The organism is Shewanella sp. MEBiC00475, from assembly GCF_005234075.1.
Lineage (GTDB): Bacteria > Pseudomonadota > Gammaproteobacteria > Enterobacterales > Shewanellaceae > Shewanella > Shewanella polaris.
This window is the reverse complement of sequence record NZ_CP039928.1, coordinates 1,042,585-1,062,595: the sequence shown is the minus strand read 5'-3', so window position 1 is coordinate 1,062,595 and position 20,011 is coordinate 1,042,585. Positions and strand designations below refer to the sequence as shown.

The window sequence follows — 20,011 nt, the reverse complement described above, 5'->3', positions numbered from 1 at the left end:
TGATATTGCTTTATTAACCTCATCTCTTAACCCGAGTTGAGGTGCGTTATTAAAAGGTTGTTACTTAATGTTAAATTATCACCGTTGGTTAGACAGACTGCAAGTTTTAGAGCGAAAAAACCGGACATCGGGCATATACTTAATAAGTTTAATGTTAGTGTGCTTTTTAATTGGTGCGATAAGTTTTAATTTATGGCTTTCTTTTGCTCCAGAGGCGACACCTAATAGCGTTAGTGGCAAACGCAAATTATTGCTGGAACTCGACACACAAGCACAAGCGCTTGCCAGTCGAAATTTAGCGTTAAGCATTGCAGAAAATGCCAATAAAGAAATGCAAGAGATGTTTAGCCGTCAATTAACTGAGCAAAAAGAATTAGAAAAAGAATTATCATTTTATCGCAGTGTCATGGTAAATGATGCAGACATTGAAGGCGTGGCAATTGATGGGGTAGAGTTGTCCCGAGGGTTAATTCCCGAGCAATATCAATTGCGTTTAATTCTAACCCAGTTGCAAAAACGCAAAATAAAAGTCAAAGCGAAAGCTCGGGCTAGTGTAATCTTGCTGGGGTCCCAAGACGGCCATCCTGCCGAGTTGTCACTCAGTAAGTTGGTGAATAAAAAACTGGATTTCGAGTTTAATTATTTTCAAATTATGGATACTGATTTTGTCTTACCTGTAGGTTTTAATTTGCAAAGGATATCCGTTACAGTGAAGGTCAATGCCAGCCGTGGTGTTAAAGGTGGCGAGATTGAGCAAACCTTTAATGTACCGGAGTTGTTGATGGGTGAAAAAGAACTGCGGGTAATACTTGAACAAAATAGTCAGGTAAAGGATAATTCTCAGTAGAAACCGAAGTAAGAGGTAGTAATGACTGAACAAGTTGATGCAGCAATGCCGATCCAATTTACCGATGCGGCGGCGATAAAAGTAAAAGGACTGTTGGAAGAAGAACAGAATCCTGAATTAAAACTACGTGTGTACGTTACAGGTGGTGGTTGCTCAGGTTTTCAGTATGGCTTTACATTCGATGAAAAAGTCAACGAAGGTGATTTCACTATTGAAAAGCAAGGTGTACTACTGGTAGTTGATCCAATGAGTCTTCAGTATCTTGTGGGCGGTGAAGTGGATTACACATCAGGTCTTGAAGGTTCACGTTTTTTCGTTAGAAATCCTAATGCAACGACCACTTGTGGTTGTGGGGCAAGTTTCTCTGTATAACGATTTTGATACACCGATAAGCAGATCTTAGGACGAATATTAACTTTGTGTCCTTCAATATGTTTTTATGCAATAAAAAGCCGTCTATTGACGGCTTTTTTGATTTTTAGAGTAGTGCTTAGCAGTCAAAGAGTAATCTATGACTAACTGCTCATAATATTCAGATTCATCCGCGGTTTAAACCACGCTTTCACTTTAGCATTAAAGCTAATCCACACTTGAATTATCCCCAGTGCAATAAGCACCGAGTAAATAACCCAATCAGCCACAACTGCTTGAAACAAACCAAAATCAAACGTTGTAGGACCCGCAACTAAATTATCAGGATCATACATAATAATCGGCAATAGGCTATATAGCAGCAGTTGCAGCACACAATAAACCCGCAGTAAATATAAGCCAGCTTTCTGACGTCCCAATATCGCTAACACCATCATTAAGGTTAAAATGCACAACATGGCACTTAAATCTGCTAATGAGTTTGCTGCTATTAATCCGCTGATGGCTGATAAAGTATAAACAACCAATAAGGCTATTAACCGTTTCGGTAAATATGGCTTGATGGCAATTTTAGCTACGGTTGCTTGGTTTGATTCTGTGCTGGTATCAGTCATGACAAATTAATGCTTTTGCTGTGTTTTTGGTGAAATACGTTCATTCATTTCATACGGTGGTACAACAACACCTAAGTCTTCTTGTACTGGAAAAACTGCAATAAATAAATCATCATCTTCCATGCCACTAACCCAGCGCTCTTGGAACTCGTTAAGTGGAATGGCCAGTGGTTCACATTCTTTCCATTCATCTACTGCCCATAATGCTGCCGTTTCTTCTGACGGCCACATAGGGATACAATCTTCATCTTCAGTGGTCAGCATGACACAGCCATCTTGATCTTGAAGTGTCCAAATGACATTTTCAGCTTTAATTTGCTCAACCATATAATCGTAACGGCCTTCAGGCGTAAGATTCATTAGTTCAGATACACTTTTGATTTTGTTGCTCATATTAACTCTCATCTTAAGTTACGGCTTTGCTTAGCCTGAAATGGTTAAGCAAATTTGTGGGCATCATAACATTGAGGCCACAATTGCAAAAGTAAACCACTCATATAGGTGTATTTATCTTGCTTTAAAATGACCACCTAACACCGCAGGGCGAGATGCACCTGTGACAGCGGGTAAGTTAGCTGGTAAGTCATGATGATAACGCATTGCTAACCAAGCAAAAGCCATTCCTTCAACCCATTTAGCATCAACTCCTAAGGCGCTCGTGGAATCCACCGTATAACCAGGGACTAAGATGGCTAATCGTTGCATTAAGGCTTTATTGAACACGCCACCTCCGCACACAAACAGCTCTCCAGTAGGCGACAATTTGTTAATGTCGTTGGCAATGCTGTGGCAAGTAAGATCAAGCAAAGTAGATTGAATATCTTGTTGATCTAGATCGCTATAGTCAGCCAGTTGCTGTTGAAGCCAAGCTTGATTAAACATCTCTCTGCCTGTGCTTTTAGGGTAGGCTTGTGAGAAATAAGAGTGCGATAATAATTGTTTGAGTAGATCTGGCTGGCTAGTACCTGAATCAGCCCATGCGCCATCCCTATCAAAAGGTTGTCCAAGTGCTTGTTGAATATAGGCATCAATTAACGTATTGCCGGGTCCCGTATCAAAGCCCAATACTTGGTCATGATTACCGGGTAAATAGGTGATATTGGCAATGCCACCTATGTTTAAAATCACTCTTTTGTGGCCCTGTTTAGCAAATACTTGTTGATGAAATGCTGGGACTAATGGTGCGCCTTGACCACCAAGGGCGATATCTTTGCGTCTAAAGTCAGCGATTACATCAATATTGGTTTCAATAGCAATCGTATTGGGATCACCAATTTGCAATGTAAAACCAATGTCTAGATTGGGCATGTGACGAACGGTTTGTCCATGTGAACCAATCGCGATAATCTCATCGGCAGTAACCGTGGTTTTTGTTAGCAAATTATTAACTGCTTTTGCAAACAATTGGCCGGTACTACGATCGAGTCTGCCTAAGCGGTTAACTTCATCAGTGTCGGGACGACATAGACGTTGTAAACCTTTGAGTAAGTGAGTTGGAATAGTTTCTGTGTGGCTGGCGATTAAAATGGGCTTTTCAGCCGAAAAATCAACCAATACGGCATCAATACCATCCATACTTGTGCCTGACATTAGGCCGATAAAATATTCTGGCTTAGGCATTGGAAATTCTCTTTTAGTGGCAATTAAAACAAGCTATTAATTACTTGCTAGTTACTTGCTAATTGCTGTTGTTGATTTGACTTTAATTGCGCCATTAATTGTTTACTGATGGCGGTAAATTTGTTTTTCTCTTTACGATCAATAGGCGTTGATTTAGGCAAGCTAATGGTTCTTGGATTACGGTGAACGCCATTAACAATAAATTCATAATGTAAGTGTGCGCCTGTTACTCGACCTGTTTTACCCAGAGTACCAATTATTTGACCTTGTTTGACCGTATCCCCACGTTTTACTTTACGTTTGGTTAAATGCAAGTACTTGGTGGTATAAGTATCATTGTGCTTAATGAATACATAATTACCATTATATTGGTTATAACTTGACTCAATAACCTTGCCTTTACCAGCAGCTTTTATGGGAGTACCAATAGCGGCGACATAATCAACACCTCTATGGGCTTTTACTTGCCCTGTTACCGGATGAAGACGACGTGGGTTAAAGTTAGAACTGACGTATTTAAAGTCTACTGGAGAGCGTAAAAAAGCTTTGCGCATGCTACTACCATTTTCAGAATAATATTCACCGTCGGTATAACGTACAGCTGTGTATCGTTCACTATGGTTATAAAATTCAGCAGCTAAAATATTGCCATTACGTAAAAATTGGCCATCGGCATATTCTTGCTCAAACAATAATGCAAAGTGATCGCCCTTGCGGATATCTAGGGCGAAGTCGACATCCCAACCAAAAATATTGGCTAATTCCATAATGTGGTTACCCGATAAACCAGCATCGGCAGCCGCATTCCAAAAATTACTTTTAATATTAGCGGCGATAAATGAAGTACGACTTTCAACTTTTTTGACGTTAACGGTTTCTTTGTATTCGTCATTTTGATGACTGATGACTAACGTCGACACTTTATCCATACGATAAGTTAATTCTTGTAATTCGCCTTGTTCATTTTTACTGATAGCGATTTCTTCGCCGGGCATAATTTTGAGTAAATTCTTTTTCGCGAGTGGTAATTGGGTAATGTCGTAGACATCTTTGGCGCTGAGTCCTGCACGGCTAAATAAGCCACCTAAAGTATCGCCTTTGGCCACTTCAAAATATTCAACTATGTTGTCATCATTAGCCGTTTGTTGTTTAAGCAGGGCTTTTTGCGCGGCAACTTGATCATCAATATCATTGATCATACCGTCAATATCAGAGGTGCTGGTTTGTAACATCGCAAGATGTTGTGCAAAAGCTTCATCGTCAGGTGTTTCATCGCTGATTAACTTGCTACTGTCATCGCTCGAGAGGAGAACATCAGGTTCATCTTGCTCAACACTATGTTTACCCGGTGGTGTTGGTGTGCGAAAGGCTAGCGGAATGTCATAGCGCTTATGGGTTTCTATGGTTGATTTGTCAGCCGACGAACTCGTTAAGCTAGTTTGTTTCGAGGCTTGAGCATCTTCCGATGGAAACATCAGAATAACAGTCGTTAAAATCACTAATAAAGATAATGTGATTTGATGTGCTTTTGGCAACAATGTGAATAAAGTAAGAAGCTTTGCCATTGACGAAGATACCAATTTTCTCTCTAGTTATGATCTCCTAAGTGTACACTCTTTCATTTGCTGTGGCTAACAAGTAACATAGACCTCTTTATTTTTTGTGCGAGCCCTAGGAGTTGCGGTAGAGATGGCGAATTTAGATCAAGTATTGGCAGAGATTAAGCGTGGTACCGATGAGATATTACTTGAGGCGGATTTGCTTGAGAAGCTGAAAGAAGGGCGGCCATTGCGCATCAAGCTTGGTGCAGATCCTACCGCTCCAGATATTCACTTAGGTCACACCGTCATTTTAAACAAAATGCGTACCTTTCAAGAGTTAGGTCACGAAGTGATTTTCTTAATTGGCGACTTCACTGGTATGGTCGGTGACCCAAGCGGTAAAAATAGTACTCGTCCACCGCTGACTCGTGAACAAGTGCTTGCTAATGCTGAAACATACAAAGAGCAGGTTTATAAAATTTTAGACCCCGCAAAAACCCGTATCGAATTTAATTCAAGCTGGTTAGAGCCATTAGGTGCCGCGGGTATGATCCGCTTAGCATCTCAGCAAACCGTAGCGCGTATGATGGAACGTGATGATTTTAAAAAACGTTACGCATCAGGACAAGCTATTGCGATACACGAATTTATGTATCCTTTACTACAAGGTTATGACTCTGTCGCACTTAAAGCGGATGTCGAGCTTGGTGGTACCGACCAAAAATTCAATTTATTGATGGGTCGTGAGTTGCAAAAAGCAGAAGGGCAAAAGCCGCAAACAGTGATCATGATGCCTTTGCTTGAAGGGCTGGACGGCGTTAAAAAAATGTCCAAATCAGCTCATAATTATATTGGTGTGAGCGAGCCCGCAAATGAAATGTTCGGCAAAATAATGTCGATTTCAGATGATTTAATGTGGCGCTATCTAGAGTTGTTGTCATTCCGTCCGTTAACCGAACTTACACAGTTCAAACTAGATGTTGAAAATGGCACTAACCCACGCGATATCAAGATTTTGCTAGCCAAAGAAATCATTGCTCGTTTTCATGATGAAGCCCAAGCGCAAGCCGCTCATCAGGCGTTTATTGACCGTTTCCAAAAAGGTGCCATCCCTGATGACATCGAAGAAGTGGTATTAGAAGCTGGTGATGGCTTAGCCATTGCTAACTTACTTAAAAGTGCCGGTCTAGTAGGGTCTACTTCTGATGGTATGCGCATGATTAAACAAGGCGCAGTGAAGATGGATGGCGAGAAGATAGAAGACAGTCGTCAAAGCTTTAGTGCTGGTCTTGAAGCGGTATTCCAAGTGGGTAAACGTAAGTTTGCCAAAGTTATTTTGAAATAAAACCAGTAATGAGACAATAAAAAACGGCTTATTGATTAAGCCGTTTTTTTTATGGGGATAAGTTACTGTGACGCCAGTTGGTCCGTCATTGTCTGGTAATCCATTAAATCCATTTGTTCAACCAAGCGCTCAGTGTTGTTATCAAATTTAAGTGTGGTTACCCCTGGCACGGCAAGATCGATAATTTTGCCGGGTTTACCATATTGATCGCCAGGGCCTCGTAAGCGGTAACTGCCAATAATGACTACCAGCGAGCCAGTATTAAACATATGTTCTACGTTTAAACGGTACTCTAATACGCCTTCATGTGCGCGTTGTAAAAATGCAATAATATGTCGTCCACCGGTATAAGTGGTATTCGCTGTTTTGTCGTAAAACACGGTATCGCGAGAATAAAATCGTCGCAAGACGGTATAGTCATGGTCCGTCAAAGCTTCCATATATTGCATCGCAAGCTGTTGTTCCCGTGGCATATCACCAATATTGGCTTTGCTCGGAAAGCTCAATAGCAAACAGCATAATATTAAGATTATTCGCACATTAAATTCTCTTGGTTTTTAAATCAAAAGCCGGTAAAGATAAATGCCAACGGATAGCACTTAAACGAATGATGAGTGTACTTGATATAGCAATCAATAATGATGTCATATTATCCATGCCGACAAATATACTCAAGGTATAACATATTCCGCCAACGATGGAAGCTGTTGCGTAAACTTCTGTTCGCAACACCATTGGGACTTGCCGACATAATAAATCTCGGATAATGCCGCCGCCAACGCCTGTTATTAATCCCATCACTACCGCGACCATACCAGATAAACCTAATAATATGGCTTTTTCTGCACCAATGACGGTAAACAATGCTAAACCAAATGCATCGGCAATGGGTAAGGTGACGGCTGGTAATTTATAGGGTTTGCGCACCAAAACTAAACATGCGATGACCGTTGCAATAATAACATAGATATAGTTAGGATCGCGGATCCAAAATACAGGTGTTGCACCGATTAATGCATCGCGAATACTGCCGCCACCAATTGCAGTAACAGAAGCTAACACGATAACACCGAATGGATCCATGCGATGTTTACCTGCTGCTAATGCGCCAGAAAGCGCAAATACAGCGGTACCACATAAATCAAAAAAGTAGATCCACTGACTCATTTACTTAGCTCTTTTAGGTGAATATTAAGCGCATCAACGGAAATACGAATTTCAATAACCGATAAAATCAATGAATAAAGTAACAGTAATAAGCTTAAACCAAACACTATTGAGCCAGTTTGATTAAAACCGGCATAAATTAAAATCATACAAAACACACACATAGCAAAACTACTGACACCAGCTTCTTGCATTTTTCGAATGATAATAATCCGTTGGCGTAAATTTTTAATTTGATCGTCTTGTATTGGTGTTTTATTGTTGCTTAATTGACGGATCAACGCCGCCAATGAAAAAAAACGGTTAGTGTACGCTAATAGTAATAACGAAATAGCCGGAAATAATAACGCAGGTGTCGTTAATGATACGTGTAAACTATTGAACAAAGTGATATTCCTAATTAAGCATATGCAGTCATTTGATTTTGGCTGAATGATAGCCTGTTTAAAACAAGATTTATATGTTTTAAAGTAATCTTAATCCAGTCCAAATCAAGGGTAGCAGCAAGGTTAAGCTGATCCAAAATTGATTGGCAGTTTGAGTGATGGTGATGGCTTGGCTGATGTGTCGATGATCAGGTAATGGACCCGCTTTTACTTTTGCTAAGTCGACTCGAATGGTTTTGCCGTTGTCACTAAATTGCTGCGGACCTCCTAATTCTATTTTTAATAACTGCGCAGCCAGAGCATAACTGCTGTAGTGATTATTTAACTGATTTTTGTTGGTTTGTGACATGGTGGCTTTCGAAAAAATAGATCGAATACCTAATTGACCAAATTGGATGGCTAATGAGCAATGCCATAACAAGGTAGGAATAAAAAAGATCAGCCGATTTAATTGGCCAACAAAGCTAGAAAAAATATGAAAATGCGGATGATAAGGCGGCCAACAATGCTCTAACTGTCTTAACATACGCACCATTAACGCCATGGTGGCACCACCGAGAGCAAAAAATATTACAGTGGCTAAGGTGCCATAGATTGGGGTGGTAAACAGTTTTTCGATAGTTGTTTTACTTATACCTACTTCAGACAAAACTTGAGTATTTTGTTTTGCCCAAGGTGCTAACAACTGTTTGGCATTTTGCTTATTACCCGTTTTTATTGCATTAACTACCTTTTGTGCAACAGGTTTAAAAGCGGAATCACATAAACAAAAATACAAAATAATCAGCTCAAAAAACCAAGGGTAGGCGGCAAAGCTAAGTAAAAAACTGACAATAATGCCACTTGGTACAATCAAAATGAATGTGGCTAAAATGCCAGCGATAAGCTGTTGGCTCACTGCGCGCTCGGGATGATTTACCTTAGCGGCAATGAGTGTGGCTAAACGGTTAAACCAGAGTAATGGCTGTAATTCTCTTGGAATTGGTGCAAATCGAGCCAATATTAAGGCACAAAAAACAATACAACAACTTTGTAGTAACCCGCCATCTTGGCTAAGTAATTGAGGATTGAATAATTGATTAACCATAAAAACTCAATAGTTGGGCTGTTGATGAAAAGTTAAATGTTGTTTCTCAGAAAAGGGTATTATGAACACCATAATACCCGAATAGAGTTTAGACGGTTATAGCTGTTGTAACAATGCCGTTACCATCATGGCAGAATGCAAACCTGCTTTAATGATGTAAGAGTCAAAATCTACCGGTGAGTCATTATTGGCATTGTCTGATAAAGAGCGAATTACCACAAACGGTACCTTAAATTGATGACATACCTGGGCAATAGCCGCGGCTTCCATTTCGCATGCTGCCATTGTAGGGAAGTTTTCGCGCATCACTTTAGTACGTACAGGATCGCATATAAAGCTGTCTCCAGTACAAATTAACCCTTCTATTACGTTGACTTCACCTAATGACATCACAGCTTCTTTGGCTGCATTGACTAACATGTTATCAGGCATAAATGCAGCAGGTTGTTGGGCCATTTGGCCTATTTCATAACCAAAAGCCGTTACGTCTACGTCGTGGTGGCGCACTTCAGATGAAATGACAATATCGCCAATCGCGAGTGAATCAACAAAGCCGCCAGCCGAACCGGTATTAATCACATGACTAGCGGCGAACTTTTCGATTAATAATGTGGTTGCGATACTAGCAGCTACTTTACCAATACCTGAGCGGGTAACTATCACGTCTTTCCCGGCAATACTGCCGCTAATAAATTCGATGCCAGCAATTGTTGTATGTACTGGTTCTACAATAGCTTGAACTAAATGAACAACTTCTGGCTCCATAGCGCCAATAATACCGATTTTCATGAGTGAACCTTAACAGAATGAGCAAATACGAATGGGCGCTAATATACCATGGTCGCTTTAGGTTAGTAAAAAAGCCGGCTCATTTTATTATTATGTTTGTCACTTTTTTTCGATCAATCTACTCATTCAAGTTTATTTTTTGTGGTTGTTTTATCCAGAATTATTGATGTGAAAATCTCTGGATAACCTAAAATAATAACGGCAAATAAATATTAGAAAATAAACATGCTTTAACATTGTGTTTTAAAATGTTAACTAGATTTTTAGAGGAAAAAATAAAGATAATATTAATTTTTATGTAAAACAGCGCTAAGCTGTTAACGCCTTTAATATTAACTAAAATCCAACTTAGCCCGCATATTATGTAGGCTAAATGTTGTTTTAAATAAAAAAGTCATAGCAGTAATTACTGCTGACTTTGTGTCAGTAGATTATCGATCGCGTGAACTACACTGATGCTAGCATCTTCCATCAGCTCAAGTTGAGTCGAAATAGCATGTTCATCACCTGACTGCATCGCTGTGACAGCAGCCTTTCCTGCGCTGTGCACCGTTTTGTGAGGGTGCTCAATCGCTTTAAAGCTCGATAAGCTTGCGAATTGTTGACCTTCACCTTGGTAATACCATTCACCGAGTCGACATTCAGCGTGACTATTGACTCTTGCATTAAGATCCTTGCTGGCCAGTATTCGGTATACATCACTTTTCCACACGCTATGATCTAATTTGACCGTTGTTAAAAAAGCAGTCAATGAAGCCTCACCAATAACTTGTTTCATCACGTCTGAACTTTGCAATACATCGGAGACAACCTGATTAATTTGTTCCGAAGATACCGCAATATCACTCGAACAAGCTTGGTTTGTTACTACCATCTGCTTAATTTGTTCTGTTTGGTCAATAACCGTGGAGACTAATTTCTCTATATTAGTGCTGGCTTCATGAGCATTACCCGCTAATTGACGAACTTCGCTCGCCACAACGGCAAAACCACGACCAGCATCACCTGCTCGGGCGGCTTCAATTGCTGCATTGAGTGCTAGCAAATTGGTTTGTTCTGAGATTTGTTGAATAGATGACACTAGGTTGCTAATCCCATTTGCAGATAGACTGAGTTCAGCCGCAGTTGTCATGCTTTTCTCTGCGTGATCATTTAAATGCCCCGCGCGCTCTTTTAAGTTGCCTATTGCTACCCGCGTTTGACCAAATAACTTGTCTAATTCAGACAGCATTTGTTTTTCATTATCGAGCTTAATTGAGTTTTCGAGAGTGGAATCACGAATATCGTTGAGCATTGTTGCACCTTGCAATTGAAGGTTGGCGCGTGCTGCATCGTATCCGGATTGGCTATTAGAATGATTTAATTGCTGACTCAACTGCGAAATAGTCTGTTGTAATTGATTTAATTCATCAGAATGTTGTTGTTTATTAGTAACTAATTGGTGTTCTAAATCGGCTATTCTAGCTTTTAAACTTTGGGTAAAACCGATCATAGTATCTTTATCCGTTAATAATATATTAGTAATATAATGGTAAAGTATCATCGATTAATCAAGGACGTCAGAAGTCTCACATCACAAAAATGCATAATAGATACTTCTAATAGTTTTCACCTAACAGTGTGAAGTTGTATTTAGTTTTTAAATACAATGAGTTGCGCTTGTTTTTGCGTCTCACTTAAGCCACTGATGATTTACACCGCACAGTTATTTTTTAGTGGTAAAAGGCATCCATAATAAGCCGGAGAGCCAAGCATTTTGTTTTGCATTGGGGTATTGAGTTAGGCCAATATCAATTTGATTATCAGGTTTACTTGCATCGTTGGAATAGGTGCCAAAAATTCGGTCCCACCAAATAACACTAAAGCCAAAATTAGTATTACTTTCGGCCATTATCTGGCTGTGATGAATGCGATGGAGTATCTGGGTTACCACGACATAACGCGCTATTTTTTCGAGTTTTTTTGGTAAACGGATATTAGCGTGGTTAAAAATTGCAAATCCATTAAGCAATATTTCAAACAATATTACGGCTTCAGCGGGTATCCCCAGTATCACAATCGTGATTGCTTTAATGCCAAGGCTGGCGATGATTTCAAAAGGATGAAAACGCAAAGCTGTACTACTGTCGACTAAGCGATCTGCGTGGTGCACTTTATGTAAGCGCCATAACAACGGAATTATATGAAATAGCCTATGCTGCCAATAAATAAGCATATCCAGTAGCAATATACTGATAATAATATTAGCCCAATATGGCAGCTCAACGTAATGTAATAATCCCCATTGTTGTTGGGTGGTGTATAAGGCAAAACCCGCTAAACCCAGCGGCAGTATTAATCTTGCCATTACAGATGAGATTATCAATAAGCCAAAGTTACCAAACCAACGAGTCAGCATTGTGGCTGATTGTGGTGTTTTGGTTAACTTTCTTGCGGGAAACAACAGTTCTAGACTCATCATCAACACAAGAATGGTTAAAAATACCCCTAATCTGATTGCTGCTATTTCATCTATCATATTCTAGGCTCCTCAATGACCGTTTCCTTTACTGCAGGTTTGTTAACTTCAAGTTTCTTTGAGCCGGATTTTTTAACGGTATGATTTTTCAATGTGTGATAGCCGCCATGTATACGGGTAAAAATGGTAATCGCGCCTAAAAATGCAAAACTGTATGCAAGTTCTGGGAAATAGGCTGGCCATAAACAAAATGCGACAAAAAAGGCGATGGTTTCAGTGCCTTCGGTTAAGCCATTTAAATAATAGAAACTCTTATTGGCAAATTGTGGTCTAGGAAGATTCAGCTGCTCTGCTGGTATCGCAAAAGCCAAAAAACTTGAGCCGGTACCAATAAACACGGTTAATAAAACCGCTGCGGCTAGGGCATTCTCATTAGGGTTGGCTAAGGCAAATCCTAATGGAATGGCTGCGTAAAATACAAAGTCGACGCAAATATCTAAGAAACCACCTGCTGCGCTGGTGTGTTTTTGATAGCGAGCGAGGGCGCCATCAAGGCCATCAATAATACGATTGAGGGCAATAAAAAATAATGCCGTATACCACTGCTGCATTACGAGAAACGGCACGGCTAGCATGCCTAAACCAAAACCGACTAATGTCAATTGGTCTGGGTGCACTTTTTGCTTATCGAGTAACACCACTACTGGGGATAATATTTGTTTAATCACTGGAGTAATAAATTTATCTAACATGCGTCGTTTCCAATTAAGCTGTTGTATGTTAATCGATCTGTTGTCTGTTAATTCAGCGGTTGTTTGTCAAAATAGTGGTTTATATCATTTCACTTGATGTTAATTTAATGACTTTACCTTGAGCTGCATCCGCGTCGGTTTGATCGTGAGTCACCATAATGGCAGGTAGCTGATGCTGGCTTATTTGATCAAATACCAATTGTCGGGTTTCTTGACGTAACTGACTGTCCAGCTTACTAAAGGGTTCGTCTAATAATATGGCTTTGGGTTGACTAAGCAATACCCGCAGCAATGCCACCCTAGCTTGCTGACCGCCTGATAAACTTTGCGGGTCACGTTGTTCTAATCCACCCAGACCGACTTGTGTTAACGCTTCACTAATTGCGGCTTGTCGCTGTGCTTTAGGGCTTGGCGGCATAGCAAAGCCGATGTTTCCTGCCACGGATAAATGCGGGAACAATAACGGGTCTTGGTAGAGCAAACCAATATGGCGTAAATGACTGGCTGTTTTCGTAATATTTTGGCCGTTTAAATGCAATTGACCTTCAGCACTAAAGCCCGCTGGCAACATGCCTGTTAACCAGTTTAATAACGTTGATTTGCCGCTGCCAGATGGCCCCATAATTGTTAATATTTCACCGCCACGAATGGTCGCGCTTAATGATAATAAGTTTTGTTGCTGACGACGCAAGATCAGCCCATCAATGGTGAGTTCTGATGTTGAGGTGGTATTTGAGCCGTTGGCTGTACTCGCGAATGTTTGCATTATTATCCTTGTTGGTGGCGTTTGACTAACATTTTTGGCAATAGCCAAGCCAGTAAAAAACCTAAAGCGGGGAGGATCATTTGCATTAACGCATATACGGCACTGATCCTACGGCTTCCTCCATTGGCTAGTGAAACAGCTTCAGTGGTAATGGTATTGATGCGTCCACCACCAGTGAGTAAGGTTGGTAAGTATTGGCTAAAGCTAATGGCTAAACCTAATGCGCAAGCAATGAATATCGGCCCAATTAACATGGGCAGTTTAATCCGGAAAAATATTTTTGCTTTGGTGGCCCCAAGACTGGCCGCAACAATACTAAAGCGTGGGTCTAAACGACGATAGCTACTGGCCAGCGATAAAAACACATAAGGTAATACAAATAACAAATGGGCCAGTACCACATTGATAAAGGTATGTTGACTGTTTATTTGCTCAAGTAACCAGACCAAACCAAATAAAAACGCGATACTTGGAATAAGCAAGGGCAGATAAATTAATACACTGCCCAGAAGCGATAGCGATTTTCCGCTATGCTGCTCCGCTTCTAAGGTGAGCAAGGTTAAAGTTATCGCCAGAACGGTGGCGCAGAGGGCAATCAGTACCGTGTCGATAAGTGGTGTGTGCATTTGTTGTAATGCCGTTTGCCAGTGCAGCATTACAAATTGTTGCGGCAAGGCATCAGGAAAATGCCAAAAGCCAGCAAAAGACCACAACAGCATTCCCACTAAAGCCAAACCGATGATAGTTAACATTAATGCGGTGATGACATGGGTTATCTTTTGGATGATAGCGCCGCCGTATTCGCGCTCGCCATTGGTTAACATCGGCTTAGCAAATTGACTCACTAAGCGTTCGAGTAACCACCAACAGGCTAACACTAATAACGTCAGTTGAATTTGTAATATTGCCCCAGCAGACGCTTTAATGCGTAGGCTTAAGTCCACGTCATGAAACCACTGCATAATTGCCACAGCCAATGTCGGTGGATTGTTAGGGCCTAAAATTAAGGGGATTTCGACACTGGCGCTGGCGTAAGCCAATACTGCTAATATTGGTAAGCGCAAATGGGGATACAAGCTGGGTAACACTACTTTGAAAAAAGCCGTCATTGGGCAATAACCTAAGCTCAATGCCACTTTATGTTGTGCCCGCAATGTTTGCCCAAGGTCGGGTTGTGCTAATACGCCTAGTGCCATTAGCAATAAAAAAGGCAGTTCTTTTAAGGTCACGCCTAGAATAATACTCAGCCCCATCGCATCGTGTGGATATAGCCAATCTGGTGGTGCATCCCAACCACTTAACCAAGGCGAAACTAAGCGAGACAACATGCCAGACGGGGTGATAAGAAATCCAATAGCAATGGCTGCAGCAGCATGAGGGATAACCAGAATAGGTCCTAAAAGGCGTTGAATATAACCCAGCCACGGACTGGTAAAGTAACTTGCTAGGATCAATATGGTGATTAAAAAGGCCAACAAGGTACTAACCAAGCTGGTGGTGATACTCAATAACGCCATGTGGCCAATGCCCGGAGTTTGCCATAATTGCTGAAAACCATTCAGGTTAAAATGGGTTTGATCCAGTGCTGGGATCCAACCAAACGCAGGCAGAATAACGCCAATTAACCCACCCAATACAGGGATCAGTAACAAAGCCATCATCATAAATGGACTGAAGCGCACAATTGGATTGAACAGCTTGGCTACCGTGTTCATTGCATCACTCCATAGCGTTGTAACCATAGCTTTGTAATAACCTTACTCCAACTTGGATCTGGCTCACTTAACGCTGGGCTGATTGCTTGGTTAGCAATAGTGGCACTGGGATGTGACTGAGCGGGTGGCTCAAACCAAGTTTGCTGTTCGGCTGTCAGCTTTGATAGTGCTAACACGCTGGTGTCGCCCCATATATTCGCTTGCTGTTTGTGTGCTTGAGCTTGTGGACTCAGTAAAAAATTGACTACCAATTTAGCGCTGTCCAGGTGAGCGGCATTATAGGGAATGGCGATAAAGTGAATATTACTCAAACTGCCATCTTGCATACGATAACTACGACTGCTGTCGGGTAATTCAAAACGAGCAACGGCCGCGGGAATTTCGGCGGCTGAAAAGGTAAACGCTAGGGCAAGTTCACCATCGCCGATTAAGCGACGTAGCTCCATGCCACTGGACATAAAGTGTTGACCTTTGCGCCATAGATGCGGATGTAGCTCATCTAAATATTGCCACAATACCGGTAATAACAAAGCCTGGCTTTGCGTTGTCGCGGGTTGATAAAGCAGATTTTTAATCGCCTCAGGTTGTGAGTTGTTCAGCACAATTAAGGCGTACTTTAAAAAGCTGGTGGCTAAAAAGTCAGGTGGCTTAGGGTAGGTGAATCTGCCTGGGTGTTGTTTGGCCCATAGGCTTAGTTGTTGCAAAGTTTGCGGTGGTGATGTGGTCACTATGCTGTCGTAGTAAAACGTCAGCGCAGCTTTACCCCATGGTGCTTCCATCCCTTGTGTTGGCACGCCAAAGTCACGGGTCATCGCGGGATTGTTATCTGGATCGGTTAAACCAAAGTTGGGTAATTGCGTAACCCAATTTGGCGCTAGCAGTTGATGCTTGGCCATGGCGGCAAAATTTTCACCGTTAATCCACACTAAATCGACTTGGCCTTGATGATCATTGTTTGCTGATTTTTCGGCTAATACTCGGCTGACCGCTTCGCTAGTATCGGTGAGTTTTACATGGTGTAAATTGATCTGATATTGCTGCTTAACTTGCTTTGCTGCCCACTGAATATAGCGATTTATTTGCGGATCTCCGCCCCAAGCATGAAAGTACACATCTTGATTAGCACCTCGAGATTCAATCTCTGGCCATGATAATTTCAATGCTTGAGCTGATGCTTGATTAGATACTGGGATTGATGGTGTCGTTAATATTTGGGTTTGTGCTGCCGGTTTATCTACAACATCGTTTACAGAAGCATGAGCCATACCAGTACAAAGGGCAGTAATAAGCAAAAAAGCACTAAGCCCAAAGCTTACTGCAACCTTAGATTTTATAAGATTGCAGTAAAAGGCTGTGCTAACGATATTGCACCAGCGTAAATTAGCCAGCAACATTAAGTGACCAGTCATAATCTAAAAATTCAATATCAAGTTGTTGTTTTTCTGCCGCTTGACGCTGTGCTGGCGTAAGTGTCAGAACACCTTTATCACTATTAGAATAAAGCAGTAAAAACGCTTCAATCGAATGAGTGTTACGAAACCCTTTGGTAAAGTCATCGCCATACCATTTAAAGATAGAAGACAAATACAAGCTGTCTCCCTTGGCATAATTCCGGCTGCTATCGGCAAGAAAACGTTCAGTTTGCTCGGTTAATTGCAGCTCGAGTTTAGCACCTGTATAGGCTTCTTCACGCAGTGCAGGGCAACCAATGCTGGCACAGTTTACCGCGAAGTGGATCCTTGGGTCGTTGTAACGATCACTACCACGTATGAGTTTGTGTTCAATATCATTGAGGCTACGGGTTTTACCCAATAACGAAATAAAACTTTTATCCCAAGGTGAGCTAAATAACCCGCCTAGGTCTTTGATTGAGTCGAGGTCAGGATATTTAGTTAAGATAAGCTCAACTGTCCACGCGTTGTAAGCATTGATTAAAAATGCCAATTGCGATGCTTTGTCCCAAGCATCAAACTCTGCTTGGGTGATCAGACTTAATTGGTTGAGGTAGCCAGTCAATATGGTTCGATCTTGTTGTATCGCTGCGTAATCTATTGCGCTACTGTGACCTGAATTAATCGGTTTTACATGACGGCTGAGTAAGGTATTCCACTCATCATGTAGTGCCATTTTTGTCTGGCTCTGCACAAGATGATTAGTATCAGAAAGCCCCTCAGACTCATCCACAGCCGCAATAGCCGCATTACTGGCAAGCAAGCTCAACAAAAGACCAATAGTTAGTAAGAATGATTGAGTAAATCGCGTTAATATTTTCATTATCTGAGACCTATTTTAAGATCCATCTTTATGATCCAAAAGCTAAATGATTCTAAAGATAAGGCCCAATTTCGTGAGCCTTAGCTAGGTGAACCTGAGTCATTTCTCTGTCAGGTTAGCCACGACGCCATGTGTGGTATTTTTCTAACCAGCGCAATACAGTTTCTGGTGCATGGTTACGCTTCCATTCACCTGCGGCGTACTTGTTGCCTTCGGCCCATGTTGGGTAACTGTGAATTGTGCCTAAAATCTTGTTAAGCCCTAATCCGTGTTTCATCGCCAATACAAATTCAGCAATTAAATCACCAGCGTGTTCAGACACGACCGTTACACCTAAGATTTTATCTTTACCTTTAGGGGTAATCACTTTAATAAACCCTTCGGTAGCACTGTCTGTAATGGCGCGATCAAGCTCGGCAAAATTAAAGCGAGTGACCTCATAATCAATCCCTTGCTGTTTGGCTTCGTATTCATTAATACCCACACGAGCCACTTCTGGATCGATAAACGTAGTCCATGGAATAACGCGATAGTCGACTTTGAACTTTTTCAAGTGGCCAAAAAGTCCATTGACTGCTGCGTACCAGCCTTGATGCGCTGCTACGTGAGTAAATTGATAAGGCCCAACAATGTCACCCGCCGCATAGATATTTGGGTATAAGGTTTCTAAATATTCATTGGTGACGATAGTACGGTTGGTTTCAATACCTAACTCTTCTAAGCCGTAACCGCTTAAGCGGGCACTACGACCGACTGCACATAAAAGCTGGTCGTATTCTAACGCTAACTCTTGCTCTTGATGTTTAACGATAAGGTATTTTTTACCGTCACGCAGTTCACAGCGCAGCGCTTGGTGTGAGGTTAAAATATTCACACCACTTTTTTGCAAGGCTTGGGTGGCAAACTCAGACACTTCAAGATCTTCTTTGATCATGATGCGCTCAGCCATTTCAACTTGAGTCACTTGTGAGCCTAGACGGGCAAAGCTTTGTGCCAGTTCTGAGCCAATTGGGCCGCCGCCTAGTACCACTAATTTTTGTGGTGCTGTATCGAGTTTTGCAAACTCGTCCCACAAGGTATCACTGGTGACATAACCAACTTCTTCTATGCCTGGTAACGGTGGCACAAATGGGCGAGCACCAGTAGCAATAACAATGCTACGCGCGGTTAAGCGACTGATATTACCGTCTGGGTGGTTAATTTCAACTGTCCATGGGTCGACTAATTTTGCATAGCCTTTGACTACGTCGACACCTAAGTTGGTGTAACGCTCAACACTGTCGTGGGGAGCAATATCGGCAACCACTTGATGCACACGCGCCATGACTTTTTTAAATGAAAATTCAGGAGTGCTGTCTTCTAAGCCGTAATGATGGGCGTTTCTTATTTGCTGAGCAATTTTAGCGCTTTTAATAATCGCTTTACTCGGCACACAGCCATAGTTTAAGCAGTCGCCGCCCATTTCGCCGGCTTCAATTAAGGTCACTTTAGCTTTTACTGCGGCAGCAATATAACTGGTTACTAGGCCACCGGCACCTGCGCCTATCACAATCATGTTGCGATCAAATTTAGCTGGCTTGGTCCATTTGCTGTATACGCGACGTTTTTTGATCATGTTAACAATACCTTTTGCAATAATGGGGAATAAACCTAATAGTGCAAATGACACGATAAGGTTAAAGGATAAAATATTCGATAAGCTGTCAATTTGTGCCAACTGAGTACCCGCATTAACGTAAACAAAGGTGCCCAAAAACATACCGACTTGGCTTACCCAGTAAAAAGTCCACGATTTAAAGGCGGTTACACCCATCAGCATGTTGATTAAAAAGAACGGGAATATTGGCACTAAACGTAAGGTAAATAAGTAAAAGCCACCTTCTTTTTCAATACCGGCATCAATGGCCGCTAAGCGCTCTGGAAAACGTTGTTTAATTGAATCACGCAACAGATAACGCGACACTAAAAATGCCAGTGTTGCGCCGATACTCGAGGCAAACGACGCAATAATTAATCCTTCTACGATGCCAAATAAGGCACCCGAAGCGATGGTAAGAATCGCGGCACCAGGTAAGGACAATGCGGTCACTGCCACATACAATAAAAAGAACCCGCCAATAACCAACAGTGGTGACTCTTCACGTAATTGACTAAAGTCATTCATCGAGCCCTTTAGGCCCTCTAAGGTCAGTAATTGATGCAAGTCAAAGTGGAAAAATAATCCCACTAATGATGCAGCAATCAGTAATAAAACAATTTTTTTAAACATAATTTATAG

General features: G+C 41.4%; 20 protein-coding genes. 3 read left to right on the top strand and 17 right to left on the bottom strand.

The genetic code is table 11. The annotated features are described in order from the left end of the window. The first annotated feature begins 67 nt into the window (after positions 1 to 67). Positions 68 to 847: a DUF6776 family protein gene (locus FCN25_RS04595; RefSeq protein ID WP_137222403.1), complete on the top strand. Its 780-nt coding sequence runs from the start codon at positions 68 to 70 to the stop codon at positions 845 to 847. A 21-nt stretch (positions 848 to 868) separates the two neighbouring features. Then, positions 869 to 1,219: an iron-sulfur cluster insertion protein ErpA gene (gene erpA, locus FCN25_RS04590; protein ID WP_137222401.1), complete on the top strand. Its 351-nt coding sequence runs from the start codon at positions 869 to 871 to the stop codon at positions 1,217 to 1,219. Between the two features lie 143 nt (positions 1,220 to 1,362). Here the strand turns inward: erpA and FCN25_RS04585 are convergent, their stop codons facing one another. From FCN25_RS04585 to FCN25_RS04570, 4 genes are all read right to left on the bottom strand, one after another. Beyond that, complete coding sequence (locus tag FCN25_RS04585) at positions 1,363 to 1,833, bottom strand: hypothetical protein (RefSeq protein WP_137222399.1); 471 nt, start codon at positions 1,831 to 1,833, stop codon at positions 1,363 to 1,365. Positions 1,834 to 1,839: 6 nt separating this feature from the next. Continuing rightward, on the bottom strand, positions 1,840 to 2,226 hold the full coding sequence (locus FCN25_RS04580) for a DUF2750 domain-containing protein (RefSeq protein WP_137222397.1): 387 nt from the start codon (positions 2,224 to 2,226) through the stop codon (positions 1,840 to 1,842). Positions 2,227 to 2,340: 114 nt separating this feature from the next. Beyond that, positions 2,341 to 3,453 (bottom strand): anhydro-N-acetylmuramic acid kinase, encoded by a 1,113-nt coding sequence (locus FCN25_RS04575; protein WP_137222395.1) that lies wholly within the window; start codon positions 3,451 to 3,453, stop codon positions 2,341 to 2,343. A gap of 47 nt (positions 3,454 to 3,500) precedes the next feature. Next, a complete protein-coding gene (locus FCN25_RS04570) occupies positions 3,501 to 5,018 on the bottom strand; it encodes a peptidoglycan DD-metalloendopeptidase family protein (RefSeq protein WP_137222393.1) in 1,518 nt (505 codons plus the stop codon). Positions 5,019 to 5,142: 124 nt separating this feature from the next. Here FCN25_RS04570 and tyrS point away from each other — a divergent pair, with 124 nt between their 5' ends. Then, entirely contained in the window at positions 5,143 to 6,339 is a 1,197-nt protein-coding gene (tyrS, locus tag FCN25_RS04565; protein ID WP_137222391.1) for a tyrosine--tRNA ligase, read from the top strand. A 62-nt stretch (positions 6,340 to 6,401) separates the two neighbouring features. Here the strand turns inward: tyrS and FCN25_RS04560 are convergent, their stop codons facing one another. The 13 genes from FCN25_RS04560 to FCN25_RS04500 all read right to left on the bottom strand — a co-directional run bounded on the left by FCN25_RS04560 (position 6,402) and on the right by FCN25_RS04500 (position 20,002). Continuing rightward, the gene (locus FCN25_RS04560; protein ID WP_240778486.1) at positions 6,402 to 6,812 is read right to left on the bottom strand and encodes a nuclear transport factor 2 family protein; all 411 of its coding nucleotides are present in this window, start codon (positions 6,810 to 6,812) and stop codon (positions 6,402 to 6,404) included. Between the two features lie 67 nt (positions 6,813 to 6,879). Continuing rightward, positions 6,880 to 7,506, bottom strand: a complete 627-nt coding sequence (locus FCN25_RS04555) for a trimeric intracellular cation channel family protein (RefSeq protein ID WP_137222387.1) — start codon at positions 7,504 to 7,506, stop codon at positions 6,880 to 6,882. After that, a complete protein-coding gene (locus FCN25_RS04550; RefSeq protein WP_137222385.1) occupies positions 7,503 to 7,892 on the bottom strand; it encodes a DUF2721 domain-containing protein in 390 nt (129 codons plus the stop codon). The genes FCN25_RS04555 and FCN25_RS04550 overlap by 4 nt, the downstream gene beginning before the upstream one ends. A gap of 79 nt (positions 7,893 to 7,971) precedes the next feature. After that, complete coding sequence (locus FCN25_RS04545) at positions 7,972 to 8,979, bottom strand: cobalamin biosynthesis protein (protein WP_137222383.1); 1,008 nt, start codon at positions 8,977 to 8,979, stop codon at positions 7,972 to 7,974. A 96-nt stretch (positions 8,980 to 9,075) separates the two neighbouring features. Continuing rightward, positions 9,076 to 9,768, bottom strand: a complete 693-nt coding sequence (locus FCN25_RS04540) for a 5'-methylthioadenosine/adenosylhomocysteine nucleosidase (protein ID WP_137222381.1) — start codon at positions 9,766 to 9,768, stop codon at positions 9,076 to 9,078. Between the two features lie 406 nt (positions 9,769 to 10,174). Continuing rightward, positions 10,175 to 11,260, bottom strand: coding sequence for a methyl-accepting chemotaxis protein (locus FCN25_RS04535; protein WP_137222379.1), 1,086 nt, complete (start codon positions 11,258 to 11,260; stop codon positions 10,175 to 10,177). Between the two features lie 213 nt (positions 11,261 to 11,473). Next, positions 11,474 to 12,286, bottom strand: a complete 813-nt coding sequence (locus FCN25_RS04530; RefSeq protein ID WP_137222377.1) for a sterol desaturase family protein — start codon at positions 12,284 to 12,286, stop codon at positions 11,474 to 11,476. Continuing rightward, positions 12,283 to 12,978, bottom strand: coding sequence for a CDP-alcohol phosphatidyltransferase family protein (locus FCN25_RS04525; protein WP_137222375.1), 696 nt, complete (start codon positions 12,976 to 12,978; stop codon positions 12,283 to 12,285). Before FCN25_RS04525 ends, FCN25_RS04530 begins: the two co-directional genes overlap by 4 nt. A 79-nt stretch (positions 12,979 to 13,057) precedes the next feature. Next, positions 13,058 to 13,744 carry an ATP-binding cassette domain-containing protein gene (locus tag FCN25_RS04520; RefSeq protein ID WP_254693721.1) on the bottom strand — a complete coding sequence of 229 codons (687 nt, stop codon included), beginning with the start codon at positions 13,742 to 13,744 and terminating at the stop codon, positions 13,058 to 13,060. 2 nt (positions 13,745 to 13,746) lie between these two features. Next, entirely contained in the window at positions 13,747 to 15,459 is a 1,713-nt protein-coding gene (locus FCN25_RS04515; RefSeq protein ID WP_137222373.1) for an ABC transporter permease, read from the bottom strand. Next, positions 15,456 to 16,724 carry an ABC transporter substrate-binding protein gene (locus FCN25_RS04510; RefSeq protein ID WP_137227324.1) on the bottom strand — a complete coding sequence of 423 codons (1,269 nt, stop codon included), beginning with the start codon at positions 16,722 to 16,724 and terminating at the stop codon, positions 15,456 to 15,458. Before FCN25_RS04510 ends, FCN25_RS04515 begins: the two co-directional genes overlap by 4 nt. A 115-nt stretch (positions 16,725 to 16,839) precedes the next feature. Then, a complete protein-coding gene (locus FCN25_RS04505) occupies positions 16,840 to 17,586 on the bottom strand; it encodes a DUF547 domain-containing protein (RefSeq protein WP_254693762.1) in 747 nt (248 codons plus the stop codon). 262 nt (positions 17,587 to 17,848) lie between these two features. Continuing rightward, complete coding sequence (locus FCN25_RS04500; RefSeq protein WP_137222369.1) at positions 17,849 to 20,002, bottom strand: FAD-dependent oxidoreductase; 2,154 nt, start codon at positions 20,000 to 20,002, stop codon at positions 17,849 to 17,851. Positions 20,003 to 20,011: the final 9 nt, after the last annotated feature.